At 70.8% G+C, this 22,641-nt stretch carries 20 protein-coding genes and 1 riboswitch; of the genes, 15 read left to right on the forward strand and 5 right to left on the reverse strand.

All coding sequences use genetic code 11. From position 1 onward, the window contains the following. From ACFYQQ_RS38690 to ACFYQQ_RS38700, 3 genes are all read left to right on the forward strand, one after another. On the forward strand, nucleotides 1-783 hold a 783-nt coding region (locus ACFYQQ_RS38690), incomplete at its 5' end, for a cbb3-type cytochrome c oxidase subunit I (protein WP_388907213.1). Continuing rightward, nucleotides 780-1,178, forward strand: coding sequence for a cytochrome c oxidase subunit 4 (locus tag ACFYQQ_RS38695; RefSeq protein WP_355793080.1), 399 nt, complete (start codon nucleotides 780-782; stop codon nucleotides 1,176-1,178). The genes ACFYQQ_RS38690 and ACFYQQ_RS38695, both read left to right, overlap by 4 nt. 130 nt (nucleotides 1,179-1,308) lie before the next feature. Beyond that, nucleotides 1,309-2,661: an Ig-like domain-containing protein gene (locus ACFYQQ_RS38700; protein WP_356174793.1), complete on the forward strand. Its 1,353-nt coding sequence runs from the start codon at nucleotides 1,309-1,311 to the stop codon at nucleotides 2,659-2,661. 106 nt (nucleotides 2,662-2,767) lie between these two features. Here the strand turns inward: ACFYQQ_RS38700 and ACFYQQ_RS38705 are convergent, their stop codons facing one another. After that, entirely contained in the window at nucleotides 2,768-3,169 is a 402-nt protein-coding gene (locus ACFYQQ_RS38705) for a hypothetical protein (RefSeq protein ID WP_355781454.1), read from the reverse strand. Between the two features lie 187 nt (nucleotides 3,170-3,356). On the opposite strand from ACFYQQ_RS38705, the gene ACFYQQ_RS38710 reads away from it, so the two are divergent. From ACFYQQ_RS38710 to ACFYQQ_RS38735, 6 genes are all read left to right on the forward strand, one after another. Next, the gene (locus ACFYQQ_RS38710) at nucleotides 3,357-3,977 is read left to right on the forward strand and encodes a heme-copper oxidase subunit III (protein WP_355781457.1); all 621 of its coding nucleotides are present in this window, start codon (nucleotides 3,357-3,359) and stop codon (nucleotides 3,975-3,977) included. Nucleotides 3,978-4,050: 73 nt separating this feature from the next. Then, nucleotides 4,051-4,860 (forward strand): c-type cytochrome, encoded by an 810-nt coding sequence (locus tag ACFYQQ_RS38715; protein WP_355781460.1) that lies wholly within the window; start codon nucleotides 4,051-4,053, stop codon nucleotides 4,858-4,860. Then, nucleotides 4,857-5,921, forward strand: coding sequence for a Rieske 2Fe-2S domain-containing protein (locus tag ACFYQQ_RS38720; protein WP_355781463.1), 1,065 nt, complete (start codon nucleotides 4,857-4,859; stop codon nucleotides 5,919-5,921). Before ACFYQQ_RS38715 ends, ACFYQQ_RS38720 begins: the two co-directional genes overlap by 4 nt. Continuing rightward, on the forward strand, nucleotides 5,918-7,552 hold the full coding sequence (locus tag ACFYQQ_RS38725; RefSeq protein WP_355781466.1) for a cytochrome bc complex cytochrome b subunit: 1,635 nt from the start codon (nucleotides 5,918-5,920) through the stop codon (nucleotides 7,550-7,552). Before ACFYQQ_RS38720 ends, ACFYQQ_RS38725 begins: the two co-directional genes overlap by 4 nt. A gap of 156 nt (nucleotides 7,553-7,708) precedes the next feature. Continuing rightward, nucleotides 7,709-8,773 (forward strand): anthranilate phosphoribosyltransferase, encoded by a 1,065-nt coding sequence (trpD, locus tag ACFYQQ_RS38730; RefSeq protein WP_355781469.1) that lies wholly within the window; start codon nucleotides 7,709-7,711, stop codon nucleotides 8,771-8,773. An 85-nt stretch (nucleotides 8,774-8,858) separates the two neighbouring features. Further along, nucleotides 8,859-8,975, forward strand: a riboswitch (SAM riboswitch). A 190-nt stretch (nucleotides 8,976-9,165) separates the two neighbouring features. Next, a complete protein-coding gene (locus ACFYQQ_RS38735) occupies nucleotides 9,166-10,527 on the forward strand; it encodes an aminotransferase class V-fold PLP-dependent enzyme (RefSeq protein ID WP_355781472.1) in 1,362 nt (453 codons plus the stop codon). Between the two features lie 56 nt (nucleotides 10,528-10,583). Here the strand turns inward: ACFYQQ_RS38735 and ACFYQQ_RS38740 are convergent, their stop codons facing one another. Both ACFYQQ_RS38740 and ACFYQQ_RS38745 read right to left on the reverse strand, forming a co-directional pair. Then, a complete protein-coding gene (locus ACFYQQ_RS38740; protein ID WP_355781475.1) occupies nucleotides 10,584-10,865 on the reverse strand; it encodes an Lrp/AsnC ligand binding domain-containing protein in 282 nt (93 codons plus the stop codon). Further along, complete coding sequence (locus tag ACFYQQ_RS38745) at nucleotides 10,862-11,593, reverse strand: rhomboid family intramembrane serine protease (RefSeq protein ID WP_355781478.1); 732 nt, start codon at nucleotides 11,591-11,593, stop codon at nucleotides 10,862-10,864. Before ACFYQQ_RS38745 ends, ACFYQQ_RS38740 begins: the two co-directional genes overlap by 4 nt. Before the next feature lie 154 nt (nucleotides 11,594-11,747). Between ACFYQQ_RS38745 and ACFYQQ_RS38750 the strand changes: the two genes are divergently transcribed. The 5 genes from ACFYQQ_RS38750 (at nucleotide 11,748) to ACFYQQ_RS38770 (ending at nucleotide 17,331) form a co-directional block, all read left to right on the forward strand. Further along, entirely contained in the window at nucleotides 11,748-11,987 is a 240-nt protein-coding gene (locus tag ACFYQQ_RS38750) for a hypothetical protein (protein WP_355781480.1), read from the forward strand. 71 nt (nucleotides 11,988-12,058) lie between these two features. Continuing rightward, nucleotides 12,059-13,408: an NYN domain-containing protein gene (locus tag ACFYQQ_RS38755; protein ID WP_355781483.1), complete on the forward strand. Its 1,350-nt coding sequence runs from the start codon at nucleotides 12,059-12,061 to the stop codon at nucleotides 13,406-13,408. Between the two features lie 351 nt (nucleotides 13,409-13,759). Continuing rightward, complete coding sequence (locus tag ACFYQQ_RS38760; RefSeq protein WP_356174804.1) at nucleotides 13,760-14,794, forward strand: NlpC/P60 family protein; 1,035 nt, start codon at nucleotides 13,760-13,762, stop codon at nucleotides 14,792-14,794. A 238-nt stretch (nucleotides 14,795-15,032) separates the two neighbouring features. Next, complete coding sequence (locus tag ACFYQQ_RS38765) at nucleotides 15,033-16,046, forward strand: NlpC/P60 family protein (RefSeq protein WP_388907222.1); 1,014 nt, start codon at nucleotides 15,033-15,035, stop codon at nucleotides 16,044-16,046. Nucleotides 16,047-16,134: 88 nt separating this feature from the next. Then, nucleotides 16,135-17,331 (forward strand): hypothetical protein, encoded by a 1,197-nt coding sequence (locus ACFYQQ_RS38770; RefSeq protein WP_388907225.1) that lies wholly within the window; start codon nucleotides 16,135-16,137, stop codon nucleotides 17,329-17,331. A 40-nt stretch (nucleotides 17,332-17,371) separates the two neighbouring features. Here the strand turns inward: ACFYQQ_RS38770 and ACFYQQ_RS38775 are convergent, their stop codons facing one another. Further along, entirely contained in the window at nucleotides 17,372-18,613 is a 1,242-nt protein-coding gene (locus tag ACFYQQ_RS38775) for a glycosyltransferase family 87 protein (RefSeq protein WP_355794717.1), read from the reverse strand. 138 nt (nucleotides 18,614-18,751) lie between these two features. On the opposite strand from ACFYQQ_RS38775, the gene ACFYQQ_RS38780 reads away from it, so the two are divergent. After that, entirely contained in the window at nucleotides 18,752-19,894 is a 1,143-nt protein-coding gene (locus ACFYQQ_RS38780) for a glycosyltransferase family 4 protein (RefSeq protein WP_388907228.1), read from the forward strand. A 636-nt stretch (nucleotides 19,895-20,530) separates the two neighbouring features. On the opposite strand, the gene ACFYQQ_RS38785 is transcribed toward ACFYQQ_RS38780, so the two are convergent. After that, complete coding sequence (locus tag ACFYQQ_RS38785) at nucleotides 20,531-22,327, reverse strand: AMP-binding protein (RefSeq protein WP_355779882.1); 1,797 nt, start codon at nucleotides 22,325-22,327, stop codon at nucleotides 20,531-20,533. Nucleotides 22,328-22,641 lie beyond the last annotated feature (314 nt).

Here is a 22,641-nt window from a genome sequence, read left to right on the forward strand (position 1 = left end):
ATGTACGTCACCGGCGGCGTACTCCTGCCGTTCTTCTCCTTCATGACGTTCCTCATCGCCGTACCGACCGGCGTGAAGTTCTTCAACTGGATCGGAACGATGTGGAAGGGCTCACTGAGTTTCGAGACACCGATGCTCTGGGCCACCGGCTTCCTGATCACCTTCACCTTCGGTGGTCTGACCGGCGTCATCCTGGCCTCGCCGCCGATGGACTTCCACGTCTCGGACTCGTACTTCGTGGTGGCGCACTTCCACTACGTGGTGTTCGGCACCGTGGTGTTCGCGATGTTCTCCGGCTTCCACTACTGGTGGCCGAAGATGACCGGCAAGATGCTCGACGAGCGGCTCGGCAAGATCACCTTCTGGACGCTGTTCGTGGGCTTCCACGGCACGTTCCTGGTGCAGCACTGGCTGGGTGCCGAGGGCATGCCGCGCCGGTACGCGGACTACCTCGCCGCCGACGGGTTCACCGCCCTGAACACGATCTCGACGATCTGCTCGTTCCTGCTGGGCCTGTCGATCCTGCCGTTCTTCTACAACGTCTGGAAGACCGCCAAGTACGGCAAGAAGATCGAGGTCGACGACCCGTGGGGCTACGGCCGTTCGCTCGAGTGGGCGACCTCCTGCCCGCCGCCGCGCCACAACTTCCTCACCCTGCCGCGGATCCGCTCCGAATCCCCGGCGTTCGACCTGCACCACCCGGAGATCGCCGCCCTGGAGCAGCTCGGTCACGGCGGCCACGGTGCCAGCGCCCTCACGGGTGGCAAGGAGGCCGGCAAGTGAAGATCCAGGGCAAGATGTTCATCTGGCTCGCCCTCTTCATCCTCGTCATGGCGATCGTCTATGGCGTGTGGTCGAAGGAGCCGGCCGGTACCACGGCACTGTTCCTCGGCTTCGGTCTGAGCATCATGATCGGCTACTACCTGGCCTTCACGGCCCGGCGGGTCGACCAGCTCGCGCAGGACGACAAGGAGGCCGACGTCGCGGACGAGGCCGGCGAGGTGGGCTTCTTCAGCCCGCACAGCTGGCAGCCCCTCGCCCTCGGCATCGGTGGCGCCTTCGCCTTCATGGGCGTCGTCTTCGGCTGGTGGCTGCTCTACTTCTCGGCCCCGATCATCTTCATCGGTCTGTGGGGCTGGGTCTTCGAGTACTACCGCGGTGAGAACCGCACCCAGTAGCACGCGCCGAGCGCACGGGAGCCCGGACACTCCGTCAGGAGGGTCCGGGCTCCCTCGTTTGCCGTACACGGTGTCCCCCGCACGGCTCACCCGCCGCGCCGGAGCCCGCCGGGGTTCATAGCGTGAGGCCATGAACCACACAGTGTTCTTCCGAGGCGCAAGAGCCGGTGTCGAGAGGCCGACCGTGCTCGACCCTTCGGGCCTGCGCGCACTCGGCCTCTCGACACCCCACCGGCGCGTCCGCACGGTCGCAAGCTGCGCCGTGCTGGTGGCCGCCCTGGGCGCGGGCACCGTCGCCTGCAGCGCGGACGACAAGCAGCTCACGGCCGAGCCGTACGACGCGGCGGGCCAGGTCGCCTTCAGCGGCCCCGCGGGCGGCAGCCGCAAGGCCGACCCGGACAAGCCCCTGGAGATCACCACCAAGGGCTCCGAGAGCCGCATCACGGACGTCACGGCCGTGGACGCGACCGGCAGGTACGTCGCCGGCGAACTGGCCGCCGACGGCTCCCGCTGGCACAGCACCTCACCGCTCGCGGCGAACGCCCACTACACGGTCCGGGTGAGCACCGAGAACGAGGACGGCGCGCCCGGCCGCAAGGTCCTCGCCTTCGACACCAGCCGGCCCACCGCGAAGAAGCGGCTGGACGTCACCTTCGGGCCGAAGGCCGGCGAGTACGGCGTGGGCCAGCCCGTCACCGCCGAACTCAGCGCTCCCATCAAGGACAAGGCGTCCCGGGCCGTCGTGGAGCGAGCCCTGAAGGTGGACTCGACGCCCGCCGTCGAGGGCGCCTGGCACTGGGTGGACGACAAGCAACTGCACTTCCGCCCCAAGGAATACTGGCCCGCCCACGCCACCATCCAGGCGCACGCCAACCTCGACGGCATCAAGATCGGCGACCGGATGTGGGGCGGCGAGGCCAAACCGCTGAGCCTCAGCACGGGCGACCGGGTGGTGGCCCTGACCGACGCCGCCGCGCACACGATGCGGGTCTACCGCAACGACGAGGAGATCAACGAGATCCCCGTCACCACCGGCAAGCCCGGTTTCGAGACCCGCAACGGCGTCAAGGTAGTGCTCGGCAAGGAGTACTTCGTACGGATGCGCGGTACCAGCATCGGGATCTCCGAGGGCAGCGCCGACTCGTACGACCTTCCCGTCTACTACGCGACCCGAGTCACCTGGAGCGGCGAGTACGTGCACGCGGCGCCCTGGTCGACGGGGTCCCAGGGATCGGCCAACGTCAGCCACGGCTGCACCGGCATGAGCACCGCCAACGCCGCCTGGTTCTTCAAGAACGTCCGCCCCGGCGACATCGTGAAGGTCGAGAACTCCGAGGGCGACACGATGGACCCGTTCGGAAACGGGTTCGGGGACTGGAACCTCGACTGGGACAAGTGGCGCTCCGGCAGCGCGCTGCTCGGCGGCACACCCGACGGACCCCGGCCCGCGGACCGGGCGCGGCTGCGTCCGGAGAGTGCCTGACGCCGCGCCCCGCGAGGGGCGCGGGGCCGTGACCAGCACGGCCCCCGCGCGCGGACGCGCGAGGCCCGGAACGGCCGGCGGGCGACACGCCCGGCCCGCCGGACGGTCAGGTTCCCTGCAGGGCCTTGCGGCGCAGCAGCGAGGCCAGCGTGGCGGCGAACTCCACCGGGTCGACCGGATGGGTCACCGCGGCCTCGGCACGGCTCCAGGTGGCCAGCCAGGCGTCCTGGGGACGGCCGATCAGCACGAGGACCGGCGGGCACTCGAAGATCTCGTCCTTGATCTGCCGGCACACACCCATGCCGCCCATCGGCACCGCCTCGCCGTCCAGCACGCAGACGTCGATCCCGCCCTTGCCCAGCTCCGTCAGCACGGCGGCGGGCGTGGCGCACTCGACGAACTCCACCTGGGGAACGTCGGCGGCGGGCCTGCGACCGGTCGCGAGCCGCACCTGTTCGCGGGTGTTGGAGTCGTCGCTGTAGACCAGCACCGTGGCGGTCGGCTGCATTGTTCCTCCGTGACTTCGGCGACGTCGGCGTCGTACGGGTGTGAACCGCTGCGCGGATGCTACTCCCTCGGACACCTCGTCAGCACCGGTTCGGACAGGGCTTCGATGGGCCATACGGGCTGGACACACCCCCCGGACACTCCGAACGGCACCCCCCGGGGTGAGGGCGGGATAAGCGACCGACATAATGTCGGTCGTGGCGACAGCAACGACAGTAGAAACCGGGCACGCGCACCCGTCGGTCAATCGGCCGAACCTCACCAGCGTCGGAACCATCATCTGGCTGAGTTCCGAGCTGATGTTCTTCGCGGCCCTCTTCGCGATGTACTTCACCCTGCGATCGGTGACCGGGCCGGATCACTGGAAGGAAATGGCGTCAAGCCTGAACTTCCCGTTCTCGGCGACGAACACCACGATCCTGGTGCTCTCCTCCCTGACCTGTCAGCTCGGCGTGTTCGCGGCCGAGCGCGGGGACGTGAAGAAGCTCCGGATGTGGTTCATCGTCACCTTCATCATGGGTGCGATCTTCATCGGCGGTCAGGTCTTCGAGTACACGGAGCTGGTCAAGAAGGACGGGCTCTCGCTCTCCTCCGACCCGTACGGCTCGGTGTTCTACCTGACCACCGGCTTCCACGGCCTGCACGTGACGGGCGGTCTCATCGCCTTCCTGCTGGTCCTCGGCCGCACCTACGCGGCCCGAAGGTTCACTCACGAGCAGGCAACCGCCGCCATTGTCGTGTCCTACTACTGGCACTTCGTCGATGTCGTCTGGATCGGCCTCTTCGCCACGATCTACATGATCAAGTAGTCGGCGCGCCGCACAGGCGGTCCGATCCATTCCCGAAGCATCGACGCAGAAGATCCTGACACCGGGGTAATCCGTGAAAAAGCTCTCCGCACGACGACGCCATCCGCTGGCGGCGGTCGTCGTCCTACTCCTCGCGCTGGCGGCCACCGGGGGGCTGTACGCCGCGTTCGCACCCGCGAGCAAGGCGCAGGCCGACGAAACCGCCCAGTCCCTCGCCATCGACGAGGGCAAGAAGCTGTACTCCGTGGGCTGCGCCAGCTGCCACGGCACCGGCGGTGAGGGCACCACCGATGGTCCCTCGCTGGTCGGCGTGGGCGCCGCCGCCGTCGACTTCCAGGTCGCTACGGGCCGGATGCCGGCCCAGCAGCCCGGTGCTCAGATCCCGAAGAAGAAGAACATCTACTCGCAGGCCGAGATCGACCAGCTCGCGGCGTACATCGCCTCGCTCGGTGCCGGTCCCGCGGTGCCCACGAAGAACCAGTACAGCCCCGAGGGTGCGGACATCGCCAAGGGCGGCGAGCTCTTCCGCACCAACTGCGCGCAGTGCCACAACTTCGTCGGCAAGGGTGGTGCGCTCTCCGAGGGCAAGTACGCGCCGAGCCTGGAAGACGTGGACCCGAAGCACATCTACGAGGCCATGCAGACCGGCCCGCAGAACATGCCGTCCTTCCCCGACACCACGATGTCGGAGAAGAACAAGAAGGACATCATCGCGTACCTCCACGCGGTCAACGGAGACGACACCGAGAGCCCCGGCGGCCTGGACCTGGGCGGCCTCGGGCCGGTCAGTGAAGGCCTGTTCGGCTGGATCTTCGGACTCGGCGCGCTCATCGCCGTCGCCGTCTGGGTCGCCGCTCGGACCGCAAAGGCCAAGAAGTCATGAGTAGCCAAGACATTCCAGAAGAGAACCTGCCCGCTGAGCGGGCCACCGACGAGCACAACGCTGCGGTCGGCATCGCGGACGAGCAGAACCCGTTCGCGGACCCCGGTCTGCCGCCCCACGAGCACCGCGTCCAGGACATCGACGAGCGGGCCGCCAAGCGCTCCGAGCGCGTGGTCGCCATGCTGTTCACGCTGTCGATGCTGGCCACGATCGGCTTCATCGCCGCGTTCGTGACGATCCCGGCCGACAAGTCGGTCTTCATCTGGCCGCTCGGGCACATCAGCGGACTCAACTTCGCGCTGGGCACCACGCTCGGCGTCGCGCTCTTCGCCATCGGCGCGGGCGCGGTCCACTGGGCCCGCACGCTGATGTCCGACGTGGAGATCGCCGACGACCGTCACCCGATCGAGGCGCCGCCCGAGGTGCGCGCCAAGGTCATGGCCGACTTCCGGCAGGGTGCCAAGGAGTCCGCGCTCGGCCGTCGCAAGCTGATCCGCAACACCATGCTCGGGGCACTGACCCTGGTGCCGCTGTCCGGCATCGTCCTGCTGCGCGACCTGGGCCCGCTGCCCGAGGACAAGCTGCGCCACACGCTGTGGTCCAAGGGCAAGCTGCTCGTCAACATGAACACGAACGAGCCGCTGCGTCCCTCTGACGTCGCCGTCGGTTCGCTCACCTTCGTCAAGCCCGAGGGGCTGGAGGAGCACGACGAGGAGTTCCAGACCGAGATCGCCAAGGCGGCCCTGATGATCGTCCGGCTCCAGCCGGACAACATCAAGGACAAGCGCGAGCTCGAGTGGTCGCACGAGGGCATCGTGGCGTACTCGAAGATCTGCACCCACGTGGGCTGCCCGATCTCCCTGTACGAGCAGCAGACCCACCATGTCCTGTGCCCGTGCCACCAGTCCACCTTCGACCTCTCCGACGGTGCCCGAGTGATCTTCGGCCCGGCCGGTCACCCGCTGCCGCAGCTGCGCATCGGTGTGAACGATGAGGGCTACCTTCAGGCGCTCGGCGACTTCGAAGAGCCCGTCGGTCCTGCTTTCTGGGAGCGCGGATGAGCACTGCACACAACGAGACGCGTTCGCGCGAGAAGGCGCCCGCCGGTGAGCGGGTGGCGGACTGGGCGGACGGCAGGCTGGGGATCTACTCCCTCGCCAAGTCCAACATGCGCAAGATCTTCCCGGACCACTGGTCCTTCATGCTGGGCGAGATCTGCCTCTACAGCTTCATCATCATCATCCTCACGGGTGTGTACCTGACGCTGTTCTTCCACCCGTCGATGAACGAGGTGGAGTACCACGGCAGCTACGTCCCGCTGCAGGGACAGCTGATGTCCGAGGCGTTCAACTCGACCATGCACATCTCGTTCGAGGTGCGCGGCGGTCTGCTCATCCGGCAGATCCACCACTGGTCGGCGCTGGTCTTCCTGGCCGGCATGTTCGTCCACATGATGCGTGTGTTCTTCACGGGCGCGTTCCGCAAGCCGCGTGAGGTCAACTGGCTGTTCGGCTTCCTGCTGTTCGTCCTGGGCATGTTCACCGGATTCACCGGCTACTCGCTCCCGGACGACCTGCTCTCCGGCACCGGTGTCCGCTTCATGGAGGGCGCGATCCTGTCCGTGCCGATCGTCGGCACGTACCTGTCGTTCTTCCTCTTCGGCGGCGAGTTCCCGGGCGGCGACTTCGTCGCGCGGTTCTACTCGATCCACGTCCTGCTGTTGCCGGGCATCATGCTCGGCCTGGTCGTGGCGCACCTGATCCTGGTCTTCTACCACAAGCACACCCAGTGGGCGGGCCCGGGCAAGACGGAGAAGAACGTCGTCGGCATGCCCCTGCTGCCGGTCTACATGGCCAAGGCGGGCGGCTTCTTCTTCCTGGTCTTCGGTGTCATCGCGATCATCGCGGCGATCGCCTCGATCAACCCGATCTGGACGCTCGGCCCCTACCGGCCGGACCAGGTGTCGACCGGCGCCCAGCCCGACTGGTACATGGGCTTCTCCGAGGGCCTGATCCGCACCATGCCGGGCTGGGAGATCAACCTGTGGGGCCACACCCTCGTCCTGGGTGTGTTCGTCCCGCTGGTCATCTTCCCGCTCGTGCTGGTCGTGATCGCGGTCTACCCGTTCATCGAGTCCTGGGTCACCGGCGACAAGCGCGAGCACCACATCCTGGACCGCCCGCGCAACGTCCCGACCCGTACGGCCGTGGGCGTCGCGTGGATCACCTGGTACGTCGTCATGCTGATCGGTGGTGGCAACGACCTCTTCGCCACCCACTTCCACATGTCGATCAACTCGATCACCTGGTTCGTCCGCATCGCGTTCTTCGTGGCGCCGGTGATCGCGTTCATCGTGACCAAGCGGATCTGCCTCGGCCTCCAGCGCCGGGACCGCGACAAGGTGCTGCACGGCCGCGAGTCGGGCATCATCAAGCGCCTGCCGCACGGTGAGTTCGTCGAGGTGCACGAGCCGCTCAGCCAGGAGGCGCTGCACACGCTCACCGCGCACGAGCAGTACCAGCCGGCCGAGATCGGCCCCGCGGTCGACGAGAACGGCGTCGAGCGCAAGGTCAAGGGCACGCAGAAGCTGCGCGCGAAGCTCAGCAACGCGTACTACGGGGGAGAGAACCAGATCCCCAAGCCCACGGTCGACGAGTACAAGGAGATCACGAGCGGCCACGGCCACCACTGATCCTCCGCCCCGGTCCCGACCGGTCGCCACGGCTGGAGCCCCGTCCATTGCATGGACGGGGCTCTTTGCCGTCCCCGGGCGTGGATAGGGTGGACCCTGCCCGTGACACCTCGTGCACGGTCTTCTCGTATCTGTCTACGGACCCAGGAGCGGCATATGAGTGCTGTGACCCCCGCTGGAGGCGACATCGCGGCGGGCCGTTCCTGGCCCCAGGTGCTGAACGGCCTCCTGGACGGGCGTGACCAGAGCGCGGACGAGACGGCCTGGGCGATGGACCGCATCATGCGCGGTGAGGCCACGGACGCGCAGATCGCCGGGTTCGCGGTGGCGCTGCGGGCCAAGGGAGAGACGGTCGAGGAGATCTCCGGCCTGGTCCGCGCGATGTACGAGCACGCCAACGTGATCGAGGTGCCCGGGGAGACCGTCGACATCGTCGGCACGGGCGGCGACGGCGCCAAGACCGTCAACATCTCCACCATGTCGGCGATCGTCGTGGCCGGCACGGGCGCCAAGGTGGTCAAGCACGGCAACCGGGCCGCGTCGAGCGCGTCCGGCGCCTCCGACGTCCTGGAGAAGCTGGGCGTCAATCTCCAGCTGACACCGAAGCGGGTCGCCGAGGTGGCCGAGGAGGCCGGGATCACCTTCTGCTTCGCGGTGAAGTTCCATCCCGCCCTGCGTCATGTGGCCGCCGCGCGCGGGCAGTTGGGCATCCGCACGACCTTCAACTTCCTGGGGCCGCTGACCAACCCGGCCCGGGTCAAGGCCCAGGCCGTCGGGGTGGCCGATCTGCGGATGGCGCCCATCGTCGCCGGTGTCTTCGCCGAACGCGGCAACTCCTCGCTGGTGTTCCGCGGCGACGACGGCCTCGACGAGCTGACCACCACCGCCACGTCCAGGGTGTGGGTCGTGCGCGACGGGAAGGTCCACGAGGACGCCTTCGACCCGCGTGACGTGGGCATCGACCTGGTCCCGGTCGAGGCCCTGCGGGGCGCCGACGCGTCGTACAACGCGGACGTGGCCCGGCGGCTGCTGAACGGCGAGAGCGGGCCCGTACGGGACGCGGTGCTGCTGAACGCGGCGGCGGCCCTGGTCGCCCTGGAGCCGGGGAGCGGGCCGCTCGCGGAGCAGATCCGCGCCGGGATGGCACGGGCCGCGGAGGCCGTCGACTCCGGGGCCGCGAAGCGCACCCTGGACCGGTGGGTCGCGGCCAGCAACGCCTGAGCCGCACACACGGTGAGGCGGGGCGCGGTCCGGATTCTGGACCGCGCCTTGCGCGTGGAAGATCTTCTGGCAAGATGCTGTACCAGGTCATGAGCGACAGCCATCAGGCCCCGGCCGGCTGTCCGGCAACCCTCCGTCCGTGGCGGGGTGCCCCGGGTGAAGACCAGGCCGTAGGCAGCGAGGTCTACGGCAAGCGCGGACCCCTCGCACTCTTCCGAGTGAGCACCGCCAGGGGTCCTGGTCGTTCGAGGGAGCCTTCTGTGAGCAAGCGAATGCGGTAGGGCGTAGAGCCCCGCCTCCGCACACCCTTTTCTCCTCCTTCCTGTGCCGTCGACGCCCCCCGAGCGGGCTGTCCGCACAGCGATCTCGCCTGCCACTCACAGGAGTTCGCCATGTCTGTCCCCACCGCTGCCGCCGACCGTTCCGTTTGTGCCCCGCTGCCCGTTCTCGGCCGGGATGTCACCGTCCCCCTGGTCACCGGCGGCGAGGTCACCTACGCCGCGCTGGACTACGCCGCCAGCGCCCCGGCCCTCCAGCGCGTCTGGGACGACGTCGCCGCGTACGCCCCGTACTACGGCAGCGTGCACCGGGGCGCCGGCTACCTCTCCCAGCTCTCCACCGACCTCTTCGAGAGCGCCCGCGTGACCGTCGCCGAGTTCCTCGACTGCCGGGACGGCGACCAGGTCGTCTTCACCCGCTCCACCACCGACTCCCTCAACCTGCTCGCCGCCGCCCTGTCGGCGGACTGCCAGGTCTTCGTCTTCGAGACCGAGCACCACGCCTCGCTGCTGCCCTGGCGCGACGCCCGCGTGACGTACCTGAACGCCCCGCGCACCCCGGACGAGGCCGTCGCCACCCTGGAGCGCGCGCTGGCCGCCCGCGACCCGTACGGCCCGGCCCTGGTGTGCGTCACCGGCGCCTCGAACGTCACCGGCGAGCTGTGGCCGGTGCGCGAGCTGGCCGCCGCCGCCCACGCGCACGGCGCCCGCATCGTCCTGGACGCCGCCCAGCTCGCCCCGCACCACCCGGTGTCGGTCAAGGACCTGGACGTCGACTGGGTCGCCTTCTCCGGGCACAAGCTGTACGCGCCCTTCGGCTCCGGTGTCCTCGCGGGCCGCGCCGACTGGCTGACCGAGGCCGAGCCCTACCTCGCGGGGGGCGGCGCCAGCCGCAAGGTCTCGCGGCGCGCGGACGGCGGGGTCGACGTCGAGTGGCACGACAGCGCCGCCCGCCACGAGGCCGGCTCCCCGAACGTGATCGGCGTCTACTCCATCGCGTCGGCCTGCAAGGCGCTCACCGAGGCCGGCTTCGACTCCCTGGTCGCCCGCGAGCAGCACCTGATCGACACCGTCCGCGCGGGCCTCGCCGAGGTGCCCGAGGTGCGGGTCCTGTCGCTGTTCGGGGACGACGCCCCGCGGGTGGGCGTCATCTCGTTCGTCGTCGACGGCTGGAACAGCTCGCACTTCGCGGCGGCCCTGTCCGCGGAGTACGGCATCGGCGTGCGCGACGGCCTCTTCTGCGCCCACCCGCTGGTGCGCACCCTGCTCGGCAGCGACCCGCAGAGCCAGGGGGAGTGCGGGGCCCCGGAGGCCGCGCCCGGCGAGAAGTCCCTGAACGCGATCCGCGTCAGCTTCGGCGCGGGCACCCCGGACGAGCACGTGGAGCGCTTCGTCCGCGCCGTGAGGGAACTGGTGCGGGACGGCGCCCGGTGGCGGTACCGGACCCAGGACGGGCGTTGCGTGCCGGCGGTCTGAGGCCGTAGAAACGGCTCAGCGGCCGGAGGCGGCGGGCGCGGTACGGTCCCGGCAGGTCAGGAGTCGAGGCCGATCGCGAACGCCGCCTCCAGGTCGTGCTGGGAGTACGTGCGGAACGCGACGTGGGTGTCGGTGCCCTCGACGCCCGGGATCTTGCTGATGCGGCCCGGGATGACGTCGGCCAGGTCGTCGTGCGCCTGCACGCGGACCATGGCGATGAGGTCGTAGGTGCCGGTGACGGAGAAGACCTCGCTGACGCTGTCGAGGGCCGCGATCGACTCCGCGATCTCGGGGATCCGGTCCACGCTGGTCTTGATGAGCACGATCGCGGTGATCACGGCTGGTTCTCTCCCTCGGGGGCCGTCACTGGGGTTTTCACTCTAGTCGCACGGCCGAAGCGCACCCAGGCGCAGAGGAACCCGGCGGTGAAGCCCAGCAGGTGGGCCAGGTAGGCGACCCCGGGCCCCTGGTCGTCGCGGCCCGCCGCGAGCCACTGGAGGACCGCCCAGAAGGGCAGGACCACCCAGGCCGGGAAGCGCAGCGGCAGGAAGAAGAGGAACGGGAAGAGACTGGTCACCCGGGCCCCGGGGAACAGGTACAGGAACGCTCCGAGGACCGCGGAGATCGCCCCCGACGCGCCGACCAGGGTCTGTGTGGACTCGGCGTTGGCGATCGCGTAGCCGAGCAGGGCCAGGTACCCGCAGCCCAGATAGAAGAGGGCGAACCCGGCGCGGCCCATGCGCTCCTCCGCCATCGCCCCGAAGACGTAGAGGAAGAGCATGTTGCCGAGGAGGTGGAGCCAGCTGCCGTGGATGAACAGCGCCGTCGCGGGAGTGAGCAGGGCGCGCGGCCGCCCGTCGAGGAGCTCGGCGGGGATCACGCCCCAGCGGCGGAAGTACGCCTGCTGGGCGGCGAAAAGGTCGTCCCCGGTGCCGTACGCCGGGTTCAGTCCCGCCGCCGGGCCGATCACGAAGATCAGGCAGCACACACCGATCAGTCCGTACGTCACCGGCGCGGACTGTCCCCGGACGCTCCGGCCGATCACCGCGCTCCACTTACCGGTCATGCGACAGAGCATGGCGTAATCGGGCGGAAGCGCACAGACCGCCTCGCCGCGTGGACGGCCGAGCGTCGAGGACCCGCCAGGCCGTAGGGTACGAGCCACACGCACCAGGGAAGCTGGCGCATCACGGACACTAGAGGGAAAGCGAACAGCCACGATGACGGTTCCCCTGCCGACCGCCGAGACGCGGTGGCGCTGCATGCTCTGCGGCAACCTCACGCGTTTCGACGTGACCCGCTCCTCGAAGGTCGTCGAGTACGTGCACCTCGACCTCGCCGGCGAGCCGAAGGTCGAGGAGCGCGAGGTGGTCAGTGAGACCATCGACTCGGTGCGCTGCCGCTGGTGCAACGCGGTGGATCAGGTGGAACTGGTGGACAGGCCGGGCGCCGGCTCCTGACGATGGGGGTCCCCCCGCTCGAGCGAAGCCGAGAGTGGGGGAGGGCCCCGCGAGAAATTGGGGTGTGACGGATGGTGGAGACCACAGGCGGGGAGCCGGACGACGGCACCGCCGAGGTGCTCGACCGCCCGCTGCCCGACGGCGTGCGGCGCCGGGTCGTACAGATCGTCTCCGACGGCTTCGGCGGTTTGACCGTGGCCGAACTGCCCGCGCAGCTGCGGCAGTACGCGCGCTTCGCCCCCAATCGGCGGGCGAAGTTCGCGGGCAACGCCATGGCCGCGGCCCTGGAGACGGACCCGCTGTTCAGGCAGCGCATCGCCGAGAAGCTGAGAGAGGCCCAGCCGGAGCTCACCGGCGCCCTGGACGCGGGTTCACCGCCTCCGGCCGCGGACCCGCTGGACGTGGCGGCCGCGGCCTACGTGTTGCGCCCCGCGGGCTGGGTGAAGCTGGTGACCGCCGCGGGCGAGGAGGCCCTGCGGGCGGACGCCGAGCGCGCCGACGAGGAGAACCGCGCCGAGCTGGAGCGGCTGCGCGAGGAACTCGCGGCGGCCCGCGGCCAGACCAGGGCCGAGACCGAACGGCTGCGGACGGAGTTGGAGTCGGCCCGCAAGGAAGCCGAATCGCTTCACCGCAAGCTGCGAAGCGCCCTCAGTGACGTCAAGCGGGGCGAGGCGGCCCTGCGTAAGCTCCAGAACGAGATGGAGACCGCGCGCGCCGAGGGGCAGGCCCAGCTGTCCGCAGCCGAGAGCGAGGGCCGGCGGCTCAAGGCGCGGCTCGGCGAGGCCGAGGCGGCCCTGGAGGCCACCCGCAGGGCCGCACGCGAGGGCCGCAGCGTCGAGGACATGCGGGTGCGGCTGCTGCTCGACACGGTGCTGGACGCGGCCCAGGGGCTGCGGCGCGAACTCGCCCTGCCCCCGGTGTCCCAGCGTCCCGCCGAGACCGTGGACGCCGTCGAGCCCGGACGGATGACGCCGAAGGACATCGCCGCCCGCGCCCTGTCCGAGGACGACCCCGCGATCCTCGACCAGTTGCTCGCGCTGCCCCAGGCGCATCTGGTCGTCGACGGCTACAACGTCACCAAGACCGGCTATCCGCAGATGCCGCTGGAGAAGCAGCGGCTGCGGCTCCTCGGCCAGCTCTCGCAGCTCGCCGCGCAGACCGGCGCCGAGGTCACCTGCGTCTTCGACGGGGCCGAGCTGGCCGCGCCGGTGCTGCTCGCGCCGCCGCGCGGAGTACGGGTGCTGTTCTCCAAGCCCGGGGTGACGGCGGACGAGCTGATCCGCCAGCTGGTGCGCGCCGAGCCTGTGGGACGGCCCGTCATCGTCGTGTCGACCGACCGCGAGGTGGCCGACGGGATCGCCAAGGCGGGTGCGCGGCCGGTCGCCTCGGTGGTGCTCCTCAAGCGCTTCTCGCGCGGCTGAGACGGAACCGAATACACCGCTTTACGCCGCCGGGACCGCGGAGGCGCCTTTCCGTGCTTACCGGCCCATAGGAAACGTACGCACCATGCGTAACGTCTGGGCCTGATGCCCGAATTGGCGAAACCTTCACGCAACGTAGCGTCAAACGCGCATCACTGCACGTGAGTTGCCGGTAAAGAATGCAGTCGGTGACCGAGATTTTTCCTGTGAGGATTTGAACTGATCACAAGAAGGTCACTAGGGTCAGGCCTCGAACCTCCGCTCGGGTGATCACTCATAGGGAGTGACGGTGGAGGGACACCGCCCGTCGGCGCATCGGCAGGCGGCTGGAGGAAGAAGGAGCTCGCCTTCGTGGCGTCCCACCGTCGACCCAAGCAGCCGAGCCGCACCCGCGTGACCGTGCTCACCACCGCTGCTGCCGCCGCAGTCGCCCTCAGCTCGCAGGCCGCGAACGCCGCGCCGAGCGAGAAGCCGAGCAAGGACGAGGTCAAGTCCAAGGTCGACAAGCTCTACGAAGACGCCGAGAAGGCCACCGAGAAGTACAACGGGGCCAAGGAGAAGCAGGACAAGCTCGAGAAGCAGATCGGCACCCTGCAGGACAACGTCGCCCGCGGCCAGGAAGAGCTCAACGACCTGCGCGACGGCCTCGGTTCGCTGGCCACCGCCCAGTACCGCTCCGGTGGCATCGACCCCTCCGTGCAGCTCTTCCTCTCCTCGGACCCGGACGACTACCTCGACAAGGCGTCCACGCTCGACCAGTTGAGCGGCCAGCAGGTCGAGGCGCTGAAGAAGATCCAGGAGAAGCAGCGCTCGCTCTCCCAGCAGCGCCAGGAAGCCTCCGCCAAGCTCAAGGACCTCGCCGACACCCGCACCGAGCTCGGCAAGAAGAAGAAGGAAGTCCAGGGCAAGCTCGCCGAGGCGCAGAAGCTCCTCAACACCCTGACGGCCAAGGAGAAGGCGGCGCTCGACGCGGAGCAGGCACGCGCCACCCGCGCCAGCGAGCGCAGCGCCCTCGACTCCGGCGCCAAGCCCGCCTCCGGCCGGGCCGGAGCGGCCTTCGCCGCCGCGCAGACCAAGCTCGGCTCGCCCTACGTCTACGGCGCGACCGGCCCCAGCTCCTTCGACTGCTCGGGCCTCACCTCGTGGGCCTACGCCCAGGCCGGTGTCGGCATACCCCGGACCTCGCAGGCGCAGGCCAACGCCGGCACCCGCATCTACTCCCAGAGCGACCTGCAGATCGGCGACCTGGTCATCTTCTACGGCGACCAGCACCACGTGGGCCTCTACGCCGGCAACGGCCAGGTCCTCCACGCCCCGCGCACCGGCACCGTCGTGCGCTACGAGTCGATCGGCAACATGCCCTTCCAGTTCGGCGTCCGCGTCTGACGTCCCGCGCGCGGCCCGCCCCGGCGGGCCGCCCTCCCACGGCCGCCGCCGTACCGCCCAAACGGGCGAATTGACGCGGCTCCCGCTGACCCCGCGCCCCGCCGATGACCTGCGTCTGAGGCGGGGCGTCACGTTGTGTGCCCGTCGGGGTCTTTGGCCTGTGCGTAGTCGCGCGGCTACTGTCTGGCGCGTTTCCCCCAACACCGGGGGTCCGTCAGCGGAGGGAGAGCGGCTACCCGTGGGGTCCCATCGTCGCCTTGCACCATCCGGGTTCGACCGGGGCGCGGCCGGTGCCGCCGTCTGCGTCCTGTCCGCCGCGGCCGCCGCCCTCGGGGCCGTGCCGGCACTCGCCGAGCCCGAGGAGGACACCCGGTCCACGGTGGACCGCCTGTACGAGCAGGCCGAACAGGCCACCGAGGCGTACAACAAGGCCGACGAGCGGGCTGACACCCTGCGCGAGCAGGTGTCCACGGCCCAGGACGAGATCGCCCGCCGGCAGGAGCGCATCAACACCATGCGGGACGCGCTCGGGTCGCTGGCCGGAGCCCAGTACCGCTCCGGCGGGATGGACCCCTCGCTCGCCCTGCTGTTCTCCGACGACCCGGACGACTACCTCGACAAGGCCGCCGTGCTCGACCGGATCGGCGTGCACCAGGCGGGCGAACTCAAGGAACTCCAGACGGCCATGCGCGACCTCGCCCAGCGGCGCGACGAGGCGAGCGACAAGCTCGCCGAACTGGAACGCAGCCGCGCGGCCGTCGCCCGGCACAAGAAGACGGTCGAGCGGAAGCTCGCCAAGGCGAGGGAGTTGCTCAACTCGCTGCCGTACGCCGAGCGCGCCGCCTACGACCGGGCCTCCCGCTCCGGACGCGCGGGCGTGCCCGACCCCGGCGCGGCGCCGGCTTCGGGCCGCGCGGCCGCCGCCGTCGCCGCAGCCCGCTCCGCGCTCGGGCGCCCGTACGTGTGGGGCGCCAACGGCCCCGGCGGCTTCGACTGTTCGGGCCTGATGCAGTGGTCGTACGCCCAGGCCGGCGTCGGGCTGCCGCGCACCTCGCAGGCCCAGCGGTACGCCGGACGCCAGGTGCCGCTCTCCCAGGCGCAGCCCGGCGACCTGGTCGCCTACCGGTCCGACGCGAGCCACATCGCGATGTACATGGGCAACGGCCAGGTGATCCACGCCCCCTACCCGGGCGCGCCGGTCCGCTACGACCCGGTGGGCATGATGCCGGTGTCCTCGGTGACCCGGGTCTGACCGGACGGCCCGGCGCGGGGGTCCGGTTCCGGCCGGGTTCCCGGACAGCGGGCGGACGCCCCGGCCGGGCCCCCGTACGATCAGGAACGTGGCTGGTCGTGGGCGCGTGTCGGGGGCGGTGGCGAGCTGCGTGCTGCTCCTCGTGTCCCTGGTCGGCTGCGCGGGCCGCCCGGCGCGCGACACCGCGGCCGACGCCGTCCAGCGCGTGCTCGACCGGCGGGCGGCGGCGGTCCTGCACCGGGACGCGGCGGCCTACCGGGCGACCGGGACCGAGGCCGCCGGGACCACCGCCCTCGGGAACCTGCGCGAGGTGCCGCTGGCCGCCTGGTCGTACCGGCTGACCGGCTTCCACCGCACCGGCGACACGGCCACCGCCGACGCCGACCTCGGCTACCGCATCGAGGGCTACGACCGGGCGCCGCTCACCGCCGCCCGCACCCTGCGCCTGACCCGCGACGAAGGCCGCTGGCACGTCGTCTCCGACCGGCCCGCCGGGAAGGCCGCCGAACAGCTCTGGGAGCAGGGGCCCGTGCGCACCGTACGCGGGGAGCACAGCCTCGTCCTCGGCGTCGGGCAGTCGGCCGAGACCCTGCGCGGATACGCGCGGCTGGCGGACCGCGCGGTGCCCGCGGTGTCGCGGACGTGGGGCACGGACTGGTCGGGGCACGTCGTCGTGCTCGTACCGAAGTCCCTGGACGGCATGGCCGGGCTGCTCGGCGCGGCGGCGTCCGGATACCGGGGGATCGCGGCCGTCACCACCGGCGAGGCGGGCGCCTCGGCACGGGCGCCCGCGGACCGGATCATCGTCAACCCCGAGGCGTACGGCGTCCTCGGCGCCCTCGGCAGGCAGGTCGTGCTCACCCACGAGACCACCCACGTCGCCACCCGCGCGCACACCACCGCCGCCACGCCCCTGTGGCTGTCGGAGGGCTACGCCGACTGGGCGGGCTACCTGGGCAGCGGGCGGCCCGCCACCGAGGTCGCCCCCGAGCTGGAGCGCGCCGTGGTGGACGGGCGGCTGCCCGCCGGTCTGCCCGAGGACGCGGACTTCGGCTTCACCGGGGACGCGGCGCGGCTCGCGCGGGCGTACGAGAGCGGCTGGCTGGCCTGCCGGCTGATCGCCGACCGCTGGGGCGAGGTCCGGCTGAACGAGTTCTACCGCGCCGTCGGCGAGCACCGGCAGCGCGCCGGCGCCGTCGAGGCCGCGCTGCGGGACGTCCTGCACACGTCGCCGGAGGAGTTCACCGGGCAGTGGCGGGACTACCTGCGCGCGCAGCTCGGCTGATCCGCGGGATCAGCAGGGCCCCGCGTGGCGGTGCGCGACATCAGGAGGAGGCCAGGGACGCCTTGCTGCGGGTGGCCTGCGGGGGGACCGTCGGGGGCGGCTGGGAGACCGTGCCCCGCCACAGCTCGCGGGCGGCGAGCAGGGTGGCGGCCACGAGGAGGCCGTTGCGGGCGACGAGCAGGGCCACGCCGAGGGCGTCGCTCGCCACCACGTGCGAGAAGAAGACCGGGAACTCCAGGACGGTCACCAGGGCCGCCGCCAGGACCAGCGCGGCCGGCCGGGTCATCCGGGTGCCGCGGAAGCACAGGCACACCGCCGCCAGCCCCACCAGCCACACCATGTACTGCGGGCTGATCACCCGGCTGGTCACCGTGAACATGAGCCCGGCGACGAAGGCGGCCTCGGCGAGCGTGTGCGCGAGGAAGCGTTTCGCGCACAGCCGCCACAGCAGCATCCAGCCGAACGCGACGGCGGTGAGGAGCAGCGCCGCCCCGCTCACCAGGCCGACGTGCGGGCCGAGGAACTCCACCGAGCCGTAGTTGAGCAGCACCTCGCCCTCCCAGCCGAAGTGCCGGGCGACGTGGAAGACCAGGGAACCCAGCGACTCCACCTCCGTGCCCCGGTTGCGCTGGTAGGCGAGGAAGGAGAACGCGCCGGGCATCGCCACCCCGGCCAGCAGGCCGAGCCCGCCGACGGTCACCGCCGCCGTGCCCCAGGCCCGCCCCGCGCTGCCCTTCGCCGCCCCCACCAGCACCAGCACCGGCCACACCTTCAGCAGCGCGCCGAACCCCGCCAGCGCCCCCATCGCACGGGGGTGACGCACCCCGGCGAGCAGCGCGGCCACGGCGACCGCCGTCACCATCACGTCGTAGCGGGCGTACACGGTCGGGCCGAGCAGCGCCACGCCCGCCACCCACACCCATGCCCCGCGCGGGGACTTCCCGGGACGCCGCCCCGCGTACCCGAGCAGCGCGAACACCAGCAGGTCGGCCAGAAGCGCGAGGACGAAGAAGGCCGACGTGTAGTCCAGGAAGGGCAGCAGGGCGGGGGAGAGGACGGGGAGCGCCGCCGCGGGCGGGTACTGCCAGGTGACGTCGTCGAGCGGGAAGGTGCCGGTGCGCAGCACCTCGTACCAGCCCTGGTAGATCACGGTCACGTCGCTCGCCACGTCGGGCCCCGGGAAGACGAACACCCGGAACACGAACAGCAGCAGCACCGTCCTGGTCAGCGCCCAGACCAAGAGCGGCGCGTACGGGAATCCCTCCCGCCTCGTGCTCGTCATGCCCACCTGGCCCCCGTTCGTCCGGATCGTGCGTCCGCGCAGTCATGATGGCGTGCGGGGCTGTGCGAGGGCCGTCAAACACGGCCGTACGGAGCTGTCGGTACGGCCGGGAGGGGGGGTTCGGTAGGGTCGGGCGCGATGGACAAGACGCTGATCGTGACCAACGACTTCCCGCCCCGCCCCGGCGGCATCCAGGCGTTCCTGCACAACATGGCGCTGCGGCTGGAGCCCGGGCGGCTCGTGGTCTACGCGTCCACCTGGAAGCGCGGTCGCGAGGGCGCCGAGGCGACCGCCGCCTTCGACGCCGAGCAGCCGTTCACCGTCGTACGCGACCGTACGACGATGCTGCTGCCGACGCCCGCGGTGACCCGGCGGGCGGCGGACCTGCTGCGCGAACACGGCTGTACGTCGGTCTGGTTCGGGGCGGCGGCACCGCTCGGGCTGATGGCGCCGGCGCTGCGCAAGGCCGGCGCCCGGCGGCTCGTGGCGACCACGCACGGCCACGAGGCCGGCTGGGCCCAGCTGCCCGCCGCCCGGCAACTCCTGCGCCGGATCGGCGAGTCCACGGACACGATCACCTACCTCGGGGAGTACACGCGCTCGCGGATCGCCTCCGCGCTGACGCCCGAGGCCGCCTCCCGCATGGTCCAACTGCCGCCCGGCGTCGACGAGAAGACCTTCCACCCCGACTCGGGAGGCGACGCGGTCAGGGCCCGGCTCGGGCTCACCGACCGGCCGGTCGTGGTCTGCGTCTCGCGGCTCGTGCCGCGCAAGGGCCAGGACACCCTGATCCTCGCCATGCCCCGCATCCTGGCGGCCGAGCCGGAGACGGTGCTGCTCGTCGTCGGCGGCGGACCCTACGAGAAGCAACTGCGCCGGCTCGCCCACGCCACCGGTGTCGCCGGCTCCGTCCGCTTCACCGGCGCGGTGCCCTGGTCCGAGCTGCCCGCGCACTACGGCGCCGGGGACGTCTTCGCCATGCCGTGCCGCACGCGCCGGGGCGGTCTCGACGTCGAGGGGCTCGGGATCGTGTACCTGGAGGCGTCCGCGACCGGCCTTCCCGTGGTCGCCGGTGACTCCGGCGGCGCGCCCGACGCCGTGCTCGACGGCGAGACCGGCTGGGTCGTCCGCGGCGGCGCCCCGGAGGAGGCCGCCGACCGGATCGTCACCCTCCTCGGCGACGCGGAACTCCGCCGCCGGATGGGGGAGCGGGGCCGCACGTGGATCGAGGAGAAATGGCGCTGGGACCTCCTGGCAACCCACCTGAAGACCCTCCTCTAGCCCACGCACACCGGGCGGACGTTTAGGGGCGCGGGGAACGGCGCACCCAGCCCCCACGGCGGTCAAGCCGCAGACGAACCGATCGCCGTACGGCGGGCGGGCGTTCAGGGGCGCGGGGAACGGCGCGAGCAACCACGATGGCGGGTAAGCCGCAGACGATCCGGACCCCGTACGGCGGGGTGGGCTTTTAGGGGCGCGGGGAACGGCGCGAGCAACCACGATGGCGGGTAAGCCGCAGACGATCCGGACCCCGTACGGCGGGGTGGGCTTTTAGGGGCGCGGGGAACGGCGCGAGCAACCACGATGGCGAGCAAGCCGCAGACGATCCGGACCCCGTACGGCGGGTGGGCGTCTGGGGGCGCGGGGAACGGCGCGAGCAACCCCGACGGCGGGTAAGCCGCAGACGAACCGATCCCCGTACGGCGGGCGGGCGTTCAGGGGCGCGGAAACGGCGCGACCAGCCCCCACGGCGAGCAGGCCGAAAAGGCCCCCGGCCGAGGGGGGAAACGCCCCGTACGGCGAAAGGGCGCCCGCACAAACGGACGCCCTCCCACACCCTACGACGAACGCGCCCCCACGCCCAGTGGACGCAGCAGACACGTCACCCCGACGACAGAGGGAACCGCCGCTCGGGCATCAGCCCCGATAAATCGCCTCGATCTCGTCCGCGAAGTCCTTCGCCACGACGTTCCGCTTCAGCTTCAGCGACGGCGTGAGATGCCCCGACTCCTCGGTGAACTGCGCCGGCAACAGCCGGAACTTCCGCACCGACTCCGCCTTCGACACCGCCGCGTTGCCGTCGTCGACGGCGTCCTGGATCGCGCGCAGCAGCTCCGGATCCTCCCGGAGAGACGCCGCCGTGGACCCGGCAGGCTTCCCGTGCTCCTCGGCCCAGCGGCCCAGGAACTCCTCGTCGACGGTGACCAGCGCACCCACGAAGGGCCGCCCGTCGCCGACCACCATGCACTCGGCGACCAGCGCGTGCGCCCGGATGCGGTCCTCGATCACGGCCGGGGCGACGTTCTTGCCGCCCGCCGTGACGATGATCTCCTTCTTGCGGCCGGTGATCCGGAGGTACCCGTCCTCGTCGAGGGTGCCGATGTCACCGGTGTGGAACCAGCCGTCGGCCAGCGCCTCGGCGGTCGCGCCCTCGTTGTTCCAGTACTCCTTGAACAGGTGCTCGCCGTGCAGCAGCACCTCACCGTCGTCCGCGATCCGCACCACGGACCCCGGCAGCGGCTGCCCGACCGTGCCGATCTTGGTGCGGTCCCACGGGTTGAAGGCGGTGGCCGCGCAGGACTCGGTGAGGCCGTAGCCCTCCAGGACCGTGAAGCCGATACCGCGGAAGAAGTGGCCGAGCCGCTCACCGAGGGGCGCGCCGCCGGAGATCGCGTACTCGCCCCGCCCGCCGAGCACGGCCCGGAGCTTGCTGTAGACGAGCTTGTCGAAGGTCTTGTACTTGATCTTCAGACCGAGGGACGGCCCGGAGGGCGTGTCCAGCGCGCGGCTGTAGGCGATCGCCGTGTCCGCCGCCTTGTCGAAGATCTTGCCCTTGCCGTCCGCCTGCGCCTTGGCGCGCGCCGAGTTGTAGACCTTCTCGAAGACGCGCGGCACGCCGAGGATCAGCGTCGGCCGGAAGGCGGCCAGCTCGTCGGTGAGGTTCTTGATGTCCGGGACGCAGCCGAGCTTGATCGGCGCCATCATCGGCGCCACCTGCACCAGGCGCCCGAAGACGTGCGCGAGCGGCAGGAAGAGAAGGACCGAGCACTCGCCGGTGCGGAACAGCGGGCGCAGCCGCTCCACGATGTTGCCGCACTCCGCGAAGAAGGCGCGGTGGGTCAGGACGCAACCCTTGGGACGGCCGGTCGTGCCGCTGGTGTAGACGATGGTCGCCGGGTCGTCGGCCTTGGCGGCCGAGCTGCGCTCCTCGACGGTCTCGTCCGAGACGTCCTTGCCCGCGCGCCCCAGCTCCTCGACGCCGCCGGCGTCGATCTGCCAGATGTGCTTGAGCGCGGGCAGCCGGTCGCGCACCGACTCGACGGAGGCGGCGTGCGTCTCCAGCTCGACGATGCAGGCGGTCGCGCCCGAGTCGCCGAGGATCCACTGCACCTGCTCCGCCGAGCTGGTCTCGTACACCGGAACGGTGACCGCGCCGGCGCTCCAGATCGCGAAGTCGAGCAGCGTCCACTCGTAGCGGGTGCGGGACATCAGGCCGACCCGGTCGCCCGGCTGGACGCCGGACGCGATCAGGCCCTTGGCCGCGGCCCGCACCTCGGCGAGGAACGTGGTGGCGCTGACGTCCGTCCACGTGCCGCCCACCTTGCGGGCGATGACGGCGACATCGGGATGCTGCGCGGCGTTTCTGCGGACGATGTCGGTCAGATTGCCGTCCGCAGGGACCTCGTACAAAGCCGGAAGGCTGAACTCGCGCAAGACTGCTGCTCCTCATAGGGCGCCGGCGCCACGACTCTGTGTGATGCGACGGTGCGGTCCAAGGCTCGGGCAGGTGCTCGAAGACGTCATGGTTGAAATCCTGAGCACGACTGGACGGCCCGGACGTTACCCGCCGGTATGGCTTCTACGACAGGGGGTCCCGGCGAGATGTTCTATGCGTCACACGTGTTGGCGTTCCTTCGCGCACAGTAGTCCACCCCCTTCGGGACTAGCCAGTAACCGCAGGTCCGGCCGCCTCTGTTCACGTTTGCCGCACACGCCTACGCTTGATCGTCATGGCACCCACACGAGGC

The organism is Streptomyces sp. NPDC005496, from assembly GCF_042872045.1.
Classification (GTDB): Bacteria; Actinomycetota; Actinomycetes; order Streptomycetales; family Streptomycetaceae; genus Streptomyces.